The sequence below is a fragment of the Paratractidigestivibacter sp. genome, assembly GCF_963660155.1.
Classification (GTDB): Bacteria; Actinomycetota; Coriobacteriia; order Coriobacteriales; family Atopobiaceae; genus Paratractidigestivibacter.
Genome location: NZ_CAVKWG010000017.1, coordinates 240,849 through 254,684, shown reverse-complemented (window position 1 = coordinate 254,684; position 13,836 = coordinate 240,849). Strand labels below are relative to the sequence as shown.

The 13,836-nt window shown below is 64.3% G+C and carries 9 protein-coding genes; 5 read left to right on the top strand and 4 right to left on the bottom strand.

Annotated features, from left to right (window positions below; genetic code table 11):
* Positions 1 to 855: 855 nt before the first annotated feature.
* The 3 genes from U5709_RS03490 (at position 856) to U5709_RS03480 (ending at position 5,500) form a co-directional block, all read left to right on the top strand.
* The gene (locus U5709_RS03490) at positions 856 to 2,151 is read left to right on the top strand and encodes a substrate-binding domain-containing protein (protein WP_321970787.1); all 1,296 of its coding nucleotides are present in this window, start codon (positions 856 to 858) and stop codon (positions 2,149 to 2,151) included.
* Between the two features lie 166 nt (positions 2,152 to 2,317).
* Positions 2,318 to 3,823, top strand: a complete 1,506-nt coding sequence (locus tag U5709_RS03485; protein WP_321970786.1) for a sugar ABC transporter ATP-binding protein — start codon at positions 2,318 to 2,320, stop codon at positions 3,821 to 3,823.
* 21 nt (positions 3,824 to 3,844) lie between these two features.
* On the top strand, positions 3,845 to 5,500 hold the full coding sequence (locus U5709_RS03480; RefSeq protein ID WP_321972789.1) for an ABC transporter permease subunit: 1,656 nt from the start codon (positions 3,845 to 3,847) through the stop codon (positions 5,498 to 5,500).
* Positions 5,501 to 5,742: 242 nt separating this feature from the next.
* On the opposite strand, the gene U5709_RS03475 is transcribed toward U5709_RS03480, so the two are convergent.
* Together U5709_RS03475 and U5709_RS03470 are read right to left on the bottom strand one after the other, a co-directional pair.
* The gene (locus U5709_RS03475; RefSeq protein ID WP_321970784.1) at positions 5,743 to 7,296 is read right to left on the bottom strand and encodes a UDP-glucose--hexose-1-phosphate uridylyltransferase; all 1,554 of its coding nucleotides are present in this window, start codon (positions 7,294 to 7,296) and stop codon (positions 5,743 to 5,745) included.
* Positions 7,287 to 8,483: a galactokinase gene (locus U5709_RS03470; RefSeq protein ID WP_321972788.1), complete on the bottom strand. Its 1,197-nt coding sequence runs from the start codon at positions 8,481 to 8,483 to the stop codon at positions 7,287 to 7,289. Before U5709_RS03470 ends, U5709_RS03475 begins: the two co-directional genes overlap by 10 nt.
* A gap of 120 nt (positions 8,484 to 8,603) precedes the next feature.
* On the opposite strand from U5709_RS03470, the gene U5709_RS03465 reads away from it, so the two are divergent.
* Positions 8,604 to 9,635 carry a LacI family DNA-binding transcriptional regulator gene (locus U5709_RS03465; RefSeq protein WP_321970782.1) on the top strand — a complete coding sequence of 344 codons (1,032 nt, stop codon included), beginning with the start codon at positions 8,604 to 8,606 and terminating at the stop codon, positions 9,633 to 9,635.
* 290 nt (positions 9,636 to 9,925) lie between these two features.
* On the opposite strand, the gene U5709_RS03460 is transcribed toward U5709_RS03465, so the two are convergent.
* Both U5709_RS03460 and U5709_RS03455 read right to left on the bottom strand, forming a co-directional pair.
* Positions 9,926 to 11,293, bottom strand: a complete 1,368-nt coding sequence (locus U5709_RS03460) for an MATE family efflux transporter (RefSeq protein WP_321970781.1) — start codon at positions 11,291 to 11,293, stop codon at positions 9,926 to 9,928.
* 3 nt (positions 11,294 to 11,296) lie between these two features.
* Complete coding sequence (locus tag U5709_RS03455; protein WP_321970780.1) at positions 11,297 to 12,037, bottom strand: tRNA threonylcarbamoyladenosine dehydratase; 741 nt, start codon at positions 12,035 to 12,037, stop codon at positions 11,297 to 11,299.
* A gap of 97 nt (positions 12,038 to 12,134) precedes the next feature.
* On the opposite strand from U5709_RS03455, the gene U5709_RS03450 reads away from it, so the two are divergent.
* Positions 12,135 to 13,808, top strand: coding sequence for a formate--tetrahydrofolate ligase (locus tag U5709_RS03450; RefSeq protein WP_321970779.1), 1,674 nt, complete (start codon positions 12,135 to 12,137; stop codon positions 13,806 to 13,808).
* The last annotated feature ends 28 nt before the right edge of the window (positions 13,809 to 13,836 follow it).

Genomic DNA, 13,836 nt, shown 5'->3' with positions numbered 1-13,836 from the left:
GAGTACGGCCAAGCCGCCGAACCAAGGGAGGCCATCGCCATGCGGGGCCGCGGGCGTTCTTCGGCAAGGTTGAGCCTGGGGAATTTGAGCTCATGCCGGACGGGGGGTCACGTGGCTGGGGGTCGCGCGCAACTGGTCGCAGTCGAGCTGGGACGCCTTTTATGAAGAAGAGCGCAGCCTCGAGGAAGATCTCGCGATCGCCGGGCTGGGCGAGGAGGCGCCCTTGTGCCGGGACGCATCCCGAGCGAGCTTGCGCAGGGACAGAACTGAGGAGGAGCCCAGGATCTCGGCTCGGGTTCTACCGTGACGGGGGATTGTTGCCCTTCACACCGCATCACGACTATGACCAGGACCTCTTCCTCGACGCGGATCGGCTCACTCGAGTCCGGGGGAGTGAATCGAGTGCGTCGTGCGCTCCTTCACCTGCAGCGGAGGGGATGTCGGGTCGGTGCCCCTGGACTCCCGGCTTCTGCTGGCGCGCGTACTCCTGTGAGGTGAGCGTCTACAAGGAGAACGAGCGGGCCGGGCCCTGGGGTTTTCGCCCGCCTTTGGCTGTTAAGGCGCGTTTCGTTGCACGCTTGCCGGCATAGCCAGGTCTTCTTGCCGACGTTTGCAGAACTTTTACCTTGGCTACCTTGGGTCGATCAAAACATCACCGTTGGGTATCGGTTTCAACGGTGATGTTTACTCCCCGGTTTTCCGTTGCGCGTGGAAACCGTTCGCGTTTCGTGTCCAACCGTTTAACGGATAACGTGAGTAGGTTACAAGACACGATAAACGGCGATGTTATCGTACCCGCAAGGAAACGCCCGAGAGCTTGTACATAGCCTGGGCAGGAAGGAAAGGAAGCGTATCATGGAAATGTCACGTCGTACGTTCCTGCAGTTTTTCGGTGGCACTGCCGCCACGGTGGCCGGGCTCGGCCTCGTCGGCTGCAACGGCTCCGCGGGCAGCGATGCCGGTGGTGACTCCGGCGCCGACACAGGGGATGCCGTCGCGAACAAGGACAAGCCGGTCGTCTTCTGGAACCGCCAGCCGTCCAACTCCACCACCGGCGATCTCGACATGACCTCGCTTAACTGGAACAAGGACACTTACTACGTCGGCTTCGACGCCAACCAGGGCGGCGAGCTCGAGGGCACGATGATCGCCGACTACATCAAGGCGCACATCGACACCATCGACCGCAACGGCGACGGCATCATCGGCTACATCCTCGCCATCGGTGACGTGGGCCACAACGACTCCATCGCCCGTACTCGCGGCTGCCGCAAAGCCCTCGGTACCGCTGTCGAGAAGGACGGCGCCATCGTCTCCGACGCCGCCGGCACGAACCTCGACGGCTCCTCCACCGTCGTCCAGGACGGCACCCTCGAGGTCAACGGCAAGTCCTATATCGTCCGCGAGATTGCCTCGCAGGAGATGAAGAACTCCGCCGGTGCTACCTGGGACGCCGCGACCGCGGGCAACGCCCTGGGCTCCTGGGCTTCTTCCTTCGGCGATCAGATTGACGTCATCGTCTCCAACAACGACGGCATGGGCATGGCCATGTTTAACGCCTGGTCCAAGGAGAACAACGTCCCGACCTTCGGCTACGACGCGAACTCCGACGCCGTCGCCGCCATCGCCGAGGGCTACGCGGGAACCATTTCCCAGAACCCCGCCGTCCAGGCCTACCTCACCCTTCGCCTGCTTCGCAACACGCTCGACGGCGTGGACATCAACACTGGCATCGCGACTGCCGATGACGCCGGCAACGTGATCTCCGCCGACGACTACAAGTACTCCGAGGCCGACCGCTCCTACTACGCGATGAACCTCGCCGTCACTGCCGAGAACGCCGACAAGTTCGCCGACGCCACCGCCATGTACGAGACGGCTCAGGCTCAGCTCGAGGAGGCAACGAGCCCGAGGAAGAAGGTTTGGCTGAACATCTACAACGCGGCCGACAACTTCCTCTCCTCCACCTATCAGCCGCTGCTCCAGAAGTACGACGACCTGCTTAACCTCGACGTTGAGTACATCGGCGGCGACGGCCAGACCGAGTCCAACATCACCAACCGACTCGGCAACCCTGACGAGTACGACGCCTTCGCCATCAACATGGTCAAGACGGACAACGCCGCGTCCTACACCGCGCTTCTTTCCTAAGCCCGGCATGACGAACGCTGCATAGCCTCTGTACCGTAATCAGAGCCAGGTAGGAGGGAGGTCTTCTCCCGCCTAACTGGCTTATTTGGCGGCTCAGTTCAGGAACTGAGAACGGTCCTGCGTGCCTCGGCGCGCATCGACTTAGATGGATTGAGGGGTGATAACAATGGCTGACGGGACCGAGGACTATGTCTTGCAGATCAAGGGCATGTCCAAGTCGTTCGGGCGCAACCGCGTTCTCGACCACATCGATCTCAACGTGAGGCGCGGCAGCGTCATGGGTCTCATGGGCGAGAATGGTGCCGGCAAGTCGACCATGATGAAGTGCCTCTTTGGCACCTACCAGAAGGATGAGGGCAGGATTTACCTCGACGGCGAGGAGGTCAGCTTCTCTGGGCCCAAAGAGGCGCTCGAGAACGGCGTGGCGATGGTGCACCAGGAGCTCAACCAGTGCCTCGAGCGCAACGTCGTCGACAACCTCTTCCTCGGCCGCTACCCCGTGAAGGGCGGCGTCGTCGATGAAGCCAGGATGAAGAAGGAGGCCTCCGACCTCTTCCGCAAGCTCGGCATGACCGTCTCGCTCACCGCGCCAATGAAGACCATGAGCGTCTCTCAGCGGCAGATGTGCGAGATCGCGAAGGCCATCTCCTACAACGCCCGCGTCATCGTCCTCGACGAGCCCACCTCCTCGCTCATGGCGCAGGAGGTCGAGAAGCTCTTCCAGATGATGCGCATGCTGAGGGAGCAGGGAATCGCGCTAGTCTACATCTCACATAAGATGGACGAGATCTTCGAGATCTGTGACGAGGTCTCCGTCCTGCGTGACGGCAACCTCGTCATGTCCAAGCCCGTCGCCGAGACGAGCATGAACGAGCTTATCTCGGTTATGGTCGGCCGCTCGCTCGACAACCGCTACCCGGAGGTTGACAACGAACCCGGCAAGTCGTTCCTCGCGATCGACCACATCTCGACGAAGTATGCCCCGCACCTGCAAGACGTCTCGTTCGACGTGCGCAAAGGCGAGATCTTCGGCCTCTACGGCCTGGTCGGGGCCGGGCGCACCGAGCTGCTCGAGACGATTTTTGGCATCCGTACCCGCGCCGCGGGGCGCATCTACCTGAACGGGCACCTCATGAACTTCTCGAGCGCCCATGACGCCATGGAAGCAGGTTTCGCGCTCATCACCGAGGAGCGTAAGGCCAACGGCTTGTTCATCAAGGGCGACCTCGTCTTCAACACGACGATCGCCAACCTTGAGCATTACAAGAACGGCGCGATGCTCGACACCCAATTGATGCGCAAGGCGACGACCAGGCAGATCAAGACCATGAACACCAAATGCATGGGGCCCGACGACCCGATCGCGTCGCTTTCGGGCGGCAACCAGCAGAAGGTCATCTTCGGCAAATGGCTTGAGCGCTACCCGCAGGTCTTCCTTATGGACGAGCCGACGCGTGGCATCGACGTCGGCGCCAAGTACGAGATCTACGAGCTCATCATCGACATGGCGAAGAACGGCACGACCGTCATCGTCGTTTCTTCCGAGATGCCCGAGATTCTCGGCATCACGAATCGCATCGGCGTCATGTCGAACCACCGGCTCTCCGGAATCGTCAACACCAAAGAGACGAATCAGGAAGAGCTGCTTCGCCTCAGTGTCAAGTATCTCTAAACAAAGGGGGGATTGATTAGTATGCCAGCAAACAAGACGGCGATTCTCTCCGCGGACGCGGAAGCGGCGCTGCTCAAGCCTATCGACGCATACATCGACGCCATCCAGGACAAGATCGACGCGTTGCGGCTCGAGGGCACCGACAAGGTAATCGCCCTCTCGAGCGAGATTGAATCGGTCAAGCGGGACCGCTCGATCTCTAAGCAGGAGGCGGCCGAACTCGTGGCGGGCTATACCAAGGAGCTTGAGGTCGCCAAGTCCGTCGAGGCGGCGAACAAGTCCCAGGTGGACACCCTCATCGTTGAGGCACGCGCCTACCTTAAGGACCACTACGAGGCAGACTACCTCTCCAAGGTCCGCGCTTCCTGTGCCGCCGAGAAGATTGTGGCGAAAGACAACCACGACGCGGCGCTCGCCAAGCTCGCAAAGGAACACGAGGACCTGCTCGCGGGGCTTGCCGACTCGGCCGAAATCAAGGACGAGAAGATCGTCTACAAAAACCGCCAGTTCGACGCCAAGGTCAACTACCAAAATGAGTTGCAGCGCATCAGGGACCGCGGCCACGACGCCTTCAGCTTCCAGTATCGCATCATCGACCAGCTGACGATGTCCAAGTTCACGTTCCAGGAAAATCTCGCACAGCGCTGGGAGAACTACAAGTACACCTTCAACGCGCGTACCTTCTTGCTGAACAACGGCCTTTACCTCGCTATTCTCCTCATCTTCATAGCCTTGTGCATCATCACGCCGGTCGTCAAGGGCTCCCAGCTTCTCACGGCCTCCAACGTGCTGAACATCCTGCAGCAGGCATCGCCTCGCATGTTCCTCGCGCTCGGCGTCGCTGGCCTTATCCTGCAGTCCGGCACCGACCTCTCCATCGGTCGCCAGGTCGGCATGGGCATGGTCGCCTCGACGATCATCATGCACCAGGGCGTGAACACCGGCACGTTCTTCGGCATCGTCTTCGACTTCACCGGGCTGCCGGTGGTCGCTCGCGCCTTCCTCGCGCTCGCCGTCTGCATCATCCTCTGCACCTTCTTCTCGGCGATCGCCGGCTTCTTTACCGCCAAGTTCAAGATGCACTGGTTCATCTCAACGATGGCCAACATGCTCGCGATCTTCGGTATTGTGACCTACGCGACCAAGGGCGTTTCGTTCGGCGCCATCGAACCCTCGATTCCGGCTATGTTCATCCCGAAGATCGGCGGCTTCCCGACGATTATCCTGTGGGCCCTCGCCGCCATCATCATCGTTTGGTTCATCTGGAACAAGACTACCTTCGGAAAGAACATGTACGCCGTGGGCGGCAACACAGAGGCGGCGACCGTCTCCGGCATCAACGTCTTCGCCGTCTCCATCGGCGTCTTCATCCTTGCCGGCATTCTCTACGGCTTCGGCGCCTGGCTCGAGAGCCTGCGCATGGTCGGCTCTGGCTCCGCGGCGTACGGCCAGGGCTGGGAGACCGACGCCATTGCGGCTTGCGTCGTCGGCGGCGTGTCCTTCACCGGCGGGATCGGCAAGATTTCTGGCGTCGCCATCGGCGTCTTGATCTTTACCGCCCTGACGTACTCGCTCACCATCCTCGGCATCGACACGAACCTCCAGTTCGTCTTCTCCGGCATCATCATCCTGCTCGCAGTCACGCTCGACTGCCTTAAGTACGTGCAGAAAAAGTAAACACCGAGTCGCCGGCCCGGTCCCTTACCCCAGCTCGGGCCGGCGACAAGGACGGGCCGGGTCGGTTACCCCTGCACGTCTTTCCCTGGTCTCGACCCTCTTTGATCGGCTTGGCCCCCGCCCCTCGCCCGAGCACAACGGGCGGGGGTTTATGCTTGCGTGACAGCATGGCGAAGAATAACCCCGGCCTGCAAAAAGATGCAGACCGGGGCCGGGCGTGGCGACGGGCCAGGTTGGGGTGGCTAGAGGGAGTCGGTGAAGCGTTTCTGGGCGGCGCGGCCGGCCTTGTCCCACTTGAAGACGCCGGCGTCCTCGAGGACGTGGCCGAACACCTTGCCGACTTCCTCGTGGAGGATTCCGGTGGCGTTGTTCTGGTCCAGCTCGGGGTGAGCGGACGCGACGCTGCGGGCCCAGGCGGCGTGAGGAGCGCTCGCGGGGTCGTCGTCGAGCGCCTCGAGGCTGTGGTCGAGCAAGTGCTCGGCGACGGCGTCGAGCTCGGACACGAGACGCGCCGGGAGGATCGCCAGGCCCATGACCTCGATGAGGCCGATGTTCTCTCGCTTGATGTGGTGCCACTGCGCGTGGGGGTGGAAGTCGCCCAAAGGGTTCTCTTCGCTCGTCACGTTGCAGCGTAGGGCGAGGTAGCACTCGAAGGCCTCGCCCCGGCGGCGCACGACCGGCGTCACGGTGTTGTGCGGCAAGCCGTCCGCCTCAAACGCTCGCACGCCCACGGACTCGTCGGTCCAGGCGCGCCAGGCGTCGATGACGTGAACGGCTGCCTCGAGCAGCTGGTCTCGGTCACAGGACGCCAAGCGAAGCACGCTCAGCGGCCACCTCAGGACCTCGCAGGAAACGCTCGGGAACCCCTCCATACAGAAGGTGTCCGCGACCTCGGCGCGCATCATGGGGAACTCGTGGTCGCCGCCCTGGTAGTGGTCGTGCGAGAGGATGGAGCCGCCCACGATGGGCAGGTCTGCGTTGGACCCGATGAAGTAGTGGGGGAGCAGCTCAACGAAATCGAGAAGATGCTCCAGGGCGTCGCGGTCGATGTGCATCGGTCGGTGGGTCGCGCTCATGGCGATGCAGTGCTCGTTGAAGTAGGCGTAAGGGGAGTACTGCAGGCCCCAGCGCTCGCCGGCGAGCTCGATGGGGACTATGCGCAGGTTCTGGCGAGCCGGGTGCGCGCCCCCATCGGCCGCTGCGGCGCGCCCGGGGTACCCCTCGTTCTGGATGCACAGCTGACAGGCCGGGTATTTCTCGCTGTCGTTTTTGGCGGCGCCTGCGGCTGCGATCTCGCGGGGGTCCTTCTCGGGCTTTGAGAGGTTGATCGTGATCTCCAGGTCGCCCCATTCGGTCGCGGTCTCCCACTTGACGTTGCGGGAGATCGCGGCGCGGCGCACGTAGCCGGCGTCGCAGCACGTGCGATAGAAGTCGTCGGTGGCCTTGCGCGCGTTGCCCTCGGCGATGCTCTCGCCGAAGCGGCGGCATACCTCGGAGGTCCTCGGCATGAGGGCGCCCATCACCCGCATGGCGATTCGGTCGCGACCGCTCGCGGTGTCGTCCTCGGCGCCGTTTTCCACGGATGCGTCCCCGAGGGTGAGAAGCGCGGCATCGAGGTCGAAGCCCTCGGGCTCGGCTGCGGCGTCGGCCAGCAGCCAGGGCTCATCCGGTGCCGGGCCTTTTGCCCAGATGCAGTCGAGCACGGTGTTGTAGGCCCAGGCGCGGTCCTCGGCCTCGATGAGGCCGCGATTCTCGCAGTAGCCGACGAGCTGCTGGATCGTCTCGTTTAGAGCCATGTCGCGCACGCCCCTTCCTCGCAGATCTGGTACTTGCGGGCCGAGCCGTCGCCCAGCCAGCCGTTCATGCGGCCGGCGAACGTCTCGACCATGTCGGTGGGAACGAAGGCCTGGATTGACCCCCCGAAACCGCCGCCGTGTATACGGACGGCGCCCTTGCCGCAAAGGATCCTCTCGGCGAGGCCCAGCGCGTACATAGCGGGCTGGAAGGCGCCTGCGGTGGAAACGTTCTGCAGGTACATGGCCGAGCTCGCGCCGGACGCGCGCGTAAGGGCGAGGAAAGAGTCGATGTCGCCGGCTCGGAGGGCGGCCCAGCGGCGCTCCACGAGGTCGTCCTCGTAGTAGTAGTGGACGGCGCGCAGGCAGGCGCGGTCGCCGAGCTTCTCGCGCAGCGCGGGCAGGGCCTCGTCGAAGGCGGCCTCGTCAACCTCGCAGAGGCGCTTCTTGCCGAACTCGGCCGCGACCTGCTGCATCTCGACCGGGACGGCCGCATAGTCGGCGGTGAAGGGCGCGTGGTCGCACCCGACGTCCACGAGGCAAAGCGAGTAGCCGAAGTCCTCGAAGTCGAGCGCGAGCTTCTCGGCGGTCGGGTTCTCGGCGTCGGCGAAACCCATGTGGGCAAGCCCGCCCAAGCAGACGCTCGCCTGGTCCATGAGGCCGCACGGCTTGCCGAACCACTCGTTCTCGGTTCTCTGGCTCATCTTCGCGAGCCCAATGGGCGAGACGGGCGCGACGTCGCCCTCCCAAAGCGCCTCCATGGCGCGCCCGAGCGCGGCCTCCATGGCGGCCGAGCTCGAAAGGCCGCCGCCGGAAGGGACGGTGCTGGTAAAGGCCACGTCGAAGCCCGAGACGGGCTTGCCGGCCTTGGTGAGGGCATCCGCCATGCCGCGCACGAGGGCCGCGGTGCTCACCTTCTCGGCCTCAACGGGGGCGGTGCTCGACAAGTCGATCTCGAAGGACCCGTGGCCCTCGCTCGCGACGCGGACGGTGGAGGCGGTGCCGTTGGCCGCGGCCACGCCGTCGATGGCGACGTCGAGCGCGCCCGCGATCACATGGCCGCCCTCGTGGTCGGTGTGGTTGCCGGCGATCTCCGATCGACCCGGCGCGTGGACGCTCAGCAGTTTCCGGGCGGTGCCCGTGCCGTACGAATCCTCGAAGAGCCGCAATGCTTTATCGGTTGATGCCATAGGTCGCCTTCCTGTAAGTTTGACGTTGCTGCAATGTTAACGTACTCATAGCCGTTTACCAGTGAGAATTTCGCTATACTCCATCACGTGTCCACGACGATCAGAAAAGGGTATCTGCGAATGGCGAGAAGAAGCCCGGCCCAAAGCGGCCGCCCCGTCTCGATGGCGGACGTCGCCGCGCTTGTCGGCGTCTCGCAGCAGACCGTCTCGCGCGTCGTGAACCATGTGCCCAACGTGAGCGAGGCCACCGCGGAAAAAGTCGAGCGCGCCATCGCCGAGCTCGGTTTCCGCCCCAATTTCGCGGGTCGCTCGCTTCGGACCGGCAGGTACAAGACGGTCGGCCTGTGCGTCTACGATCTTTCGCAGGCGGGCAACCTCCAGACCCTCGAGGGCATCTCGGCCGCCGCGCGCGAGAACGGCTATGCCATCACGCTCCTTACCCTCGAGGAGGGGGAGGGGACTTCGCTTTCCAAGGTCGCACGCCGCATGGCGACGCTGCCCATCGACGGATTGATCGTCCGCGTGGCCTCGATGCCCGACGATTTCTACGAGTTCGAGCCTGCCCCCGATGTCTCGACCGTGCTTCTCTCCATGTACTCGCATCCCCGCTGCACCACGGTCGAGAGCGACCAGTACGCCTGCTCGACGCTCGCGCTCGAGCATCTCGCGGCATACGGCCACAGGCAGATCCGCTTCGTCTCGGGGCCCGCGGACGCCATCGACTCACAGTATCGCGAGGCTGGCTGGCGAGAGGGACTCGAGGCCATGGGCGTCGCGCCGGCAGACCCGCTTACCGGCGACTGGGGCGCTGATTCGGGCTACGAGATCGGCGCGCGGCTCGCTGCCGACCGCTCGATGACGGCGGTGTACGCGGCCAACGACTCGATGGCCCTGGGCGTCATCGAGGCGCTTCGCGACGCCGGCCTGCGCGTCCCTGAGGACGTGAGCGTCATCGGCGTCGACGACTCGCTGACGGGCACGGTGCCGAACAACTCGCTGACCACGGTGCGCTTCGACCTCGGCGGCGTGGGGAGGATCGCCTTCGAGTCTGTTCTCGCGGGGCTCGATGAGGGCAGGGGGGCGCAGACGGTGCGACTTTCCTGCGAGCTCGTCGAGCGCTCGTCCGTAGCGAAGGCGCGCCCGCGGGCGTAACTTCATCCGTTTAGGCCCGCAATCGCCCGCACAAAACCGCTTACGCGCCGCCCGGCTGCAAATAATCAGGGATGGCGGCAGTTTTCCGCGGGCCTTCCGAGTATCCCGTGCGTTGAGCCTAACAAAACCGCAGGTAGGAAGGCTGCGTAAATTTCGGCTACTCGGACGGACCGCGGAAAACTGCCGCCATCCCTGATTTTGTGCGAACGGTTTCTCTGCGGACCCTGCAAATTAGGCTCTGCGCCGCAAAAAGGCAACCTTATGCGGGACGCCCGTGGCCTTAAATCCGCTTAAGCGCCGTTTGCGGCTTGGCGCAGATTTTTTCTCCACGCGACGACGCCGGCGTGGGAGATCGCGAAGTTGACGAACCACCCGAGCGGCACGACCCACCAGGTCACGGCGACGCCGAGGCTCGGCGCGAGCAGGTGCGCAAGTCCCACACGAAGCCCGAGGTTGATGATGTTCGCCCAGGTAAAGATACGCGTATCACCGAGGCCGCGAAGCATCCCGTCGGCCACGTTCTTGAGCCCGATAAGGGCATAGCACCAACCGACGAAGCGCATGTAGTCGACGCCGACCTGCATGGCCGCAGGCGTTGCGTCCGACCCAAGGAATGCGGCAATGATCTGTTCGCAGAAGAGCTGGTAGACAGCAAAAATGGTGATGGCCGTGACCGCGACCAGGCGTTGGGAGACGCGATACCCCTCATCGGCACGCTCATCTTGGCCCGCGCCCACGTTCTGCGACGCAAAGGACGAAAGGGCGCTTCCCAGCGCGATCGTCGGGACTGTGGCCACGTTCTCAACGCGCATAGCGGCCGAGAAGCCCGCGAGGTACGATGCTCCGAAGCCGTTGACAACCGACTGCACGAGCATGAGGCCGATGGCGATGGTCGATTGCTGCAGGACTGAGGGGACGGCCAGGCGCTCGATGGGGAAGACAAGGCTTTTGTCCAACATCGACTTGCCATCTGACCAGCGGCGGGTTCGATTCCAGAGGATGAGCGCGCCGAGGACGGCGACGACGTACTCCGCGGCCACGGTCGAGACCGCGATGCCCGCGACCCCCATGCCGAGAAACGCCGTCGAGGCGACGTCGCCCGCCACGTTGATGAGCGCCGATACCGCGAGGAGCGCGAGCGGCGTCCTCGAGTCCCCCACGGCGTTGAACATGGCCGAGGTCGCGTTCAGTGAGAAGAGCGCCGGCAGGCCGAAGAAATAGACGGCCATGTAGGCCACGGAGTCGGCAAGCGCCTCGGCAGGCGTCCCCAGCGCCTCGAGCACGAGGTCAGCCAGCGGCAGCCCCGCCACGGCAAGCACCAGACCCACGGCCGAGAAAAGCGCGACCGAGGTCCAGATGACCCTCGCCGCACCGGCGCGCGACCCCTCGCCGTAGCGCCTCGCGGCGAGCACACCCGCGCCGATGCCGCAGCCGATGGCCGCGTACACGAGCACGTTGCACAGCGAGAAGGACGCGCCCACGGCAGCCACCGCCGTCTCGCCGAGGAAGTTGCCGGCAACGATGGAGTCCACCATGTTGTAGAGCTGCTCGAGCAGGCTCGAAAGGGCCATCGGCACGGCGAAACCGACGATGGCGGCAAGCGGCTCTTCGCTCAGCAGCCTTTCCGAGCTGGTGCTCGTTTCGCTTGCTCGCGCCATGTTCTATTTCCAGCCGAGAAGGTCGCGGATCACGCGGCTCGCGATCATCTGGCCCATGATGGGCGGGAAGTAGCTCATCGTCCCGAGGAGGCTGCCGGACTCCATCCACTGCTCGTCGGAGATGGCCTCCATCTTGACGGGCTGCTCATCGGAGTAGAGGACCTGAAGGCCGCGGATGCCGCGTCGGCGGCACTCCTTGCGCATGATGCGGGCAAGCGGGCAGTTGACAGTGTCCTCGATGGTCGAGAACTTGAGGCGGCAGGGGTCGAGCTTATTGCCGCCGCCCATGGCCGAGATCTCTCGGATGCCCTGCGCCTGGCACCACTCGGCGAGGCGCAGCTTCTGCGCGACGGTGTCGATGGCGTCGACGACGTAATCAGGCCGGGGAAGCTCGCCCAGCTGCTCGGCGATGCGGTCCTTCTCGAGGAAGGCGTGGACGGCGCAGACCTCGGCCTCAGGGTTGATGTCCTTGACCATCGCGTCCGTCACCTCGGCCTTGACCTGGCCGATGGTGCTGGTAAAGGCGATGGCTTGGCGGTTCACGTTCGAGGGGGCCACGACGTCTCGGTCCAGCAGCACGAAGTGCCCGACGCCGCCGCGGGCGAGCGCCTCGACGCAGTTGGAACCCACGCCCCCGAGGCCGATTACCATGACAGTCGCGCCCGCGAGGCGCATGAGGCCCTCCTCGCCCAAGATCAACTTGAGGCGGTCGGTGGTCGTCTCGGTCTTCTGCTGCTCGCCCATATCCCTCTTTCCTTTGTGGTGCCGCCAAAGATGGTACACGACGGAAACGCACGTGCCGTATAGTTATGGTTTTGAGTGACCAAGAAAAGGAGGGCCCATGGCCGAATACAAGTCCGACATCGAGATTGCCCAGGAAGCCCGTATGCTCCCCATCTCCGAGGTCGCCGCCAAGGTAGGGCTTAGCGAGGACATGCTCGAGCACTACGGCAAGACCAAGGCCAAGGTCGATATCCATGCGCTGTCCGATAGGCCCCGCCGCGGTAAGCTCGTGCTGGTCACGGCCATTAACCCGACGCCCGCCGGCGAGGGCAAGACGACCACCTCGGTCGGCCTCGCGGACGCCCTGAACGCCATGGGCAAGCAGGCGATGCTCTGCCTCCGCGAGCCTTCGCTCGGCCCCGTCTTCGGCATCAAGGGCGGCGCCGCGGGCGGCGGCTATGCCCAGGTCGTCCCCATGGAGGACATCAACCTGCACTTCACCGGCGACTTCCACGCCATCGGCGCGGCCAACAACCTTTGCGCCGCCATGCTCGATAACCACATCAAGCAGGGCAACGCACTGGGCATCGACCCGCGCCGCATCGTGTGGAAGCGCGTCGTCGACATGAACGACCGCCAGCTCAGGCAGGTCGTCGACGGTCTCGGCGGCATCGCCAACGGCATGCCGCGCGAGGACGGCTTCGACATCACCGTGGCCTCCGAGGTCATGGCGGCCTTCTGCCTCGCCTCCGACCTCATGGACCTTCGCGACCGCCTGGGCCGCATGGTCATCGCCTACACCTACGACCGCGAGCCCGTCACGGTGGCCGACATCAATGCGCAGGGCGCCATGGCCGCGCTGCTCAAGGACGCTATCAAGCCGAACCTCGTGCAGACCCTCGAGGGCAACCCCGCCTTCGTCCACGGCGGGCCCTTCGCCAACATCGCCCACGGCTGCAACTCGCTCGAGGCGACCGATTGCGCCCTGAAGCTCGCCGACTACGCCGTTACCGAGGCCGGATTCGGCGCCGACCTCGGTGCCGAGAAGTTCCTCGACATCGTCTGCCGCGCGGGTGAGCTCACGCCCTCCGCGGTCGTGCTCGTGGCCACCGTGCGTGCCCTCAAGTACAACGGCGGCGTGCCGAAAACCGAGCTCACCTCCGAGAACCTTGAGGCGCTCGAGGCCGGCATCCCGAACCTTCTGCGCCACGTGTCCAACATCAAGGACGTCTGGGGCCTGCCAGTCGTCGTGGCCATCAACGCCTTCCCGACCGATACGGCCGCTGAGCTGGCCCTCGTTGAAGAGGAGTGTCACGAGCTCGGCGTCAACGTGGCGCTCTCCGAGGTCTGGGCAAAGGGAGGCGAGGGCGGTCGGGCGTTGGCCGAGGAGGTCGTGCGCCTCTGCGAGCAGTCCAACGACTTCGCCTTCGCCTACGAACTCGACCAGCCCCTCAAGGCAAAGATCGAGGCCATCGCCAAGAAGGTCTACCATGCCGACGGCGTCGTCTTCGAGCCCAAGGCCTCCCGCATGCTGAAACAGCTCGAGGAGCAGGGCTTCGGCGGCCTGCCGATCTGCATGGCCAAGACCCAGTACAGCTTCACCGACGACCAGACCAGGCTCGGCGCGCCCGAGGGCTTCACCATCACCGTGCGCGACGTGCGCGTGTCCGCGGGCGCCGGCTTCGTGGTCGTGCTCACCGGCTCGATCATGACGATGCCCGGCCTCCCGAAGGTCCCCGCCGCCGAGAAGATCGACGTGACCGCCGACGGCAGAATCGTCGGCCTGTTCTAAATAAGACAAGGGGACAATTCCTCGTCTT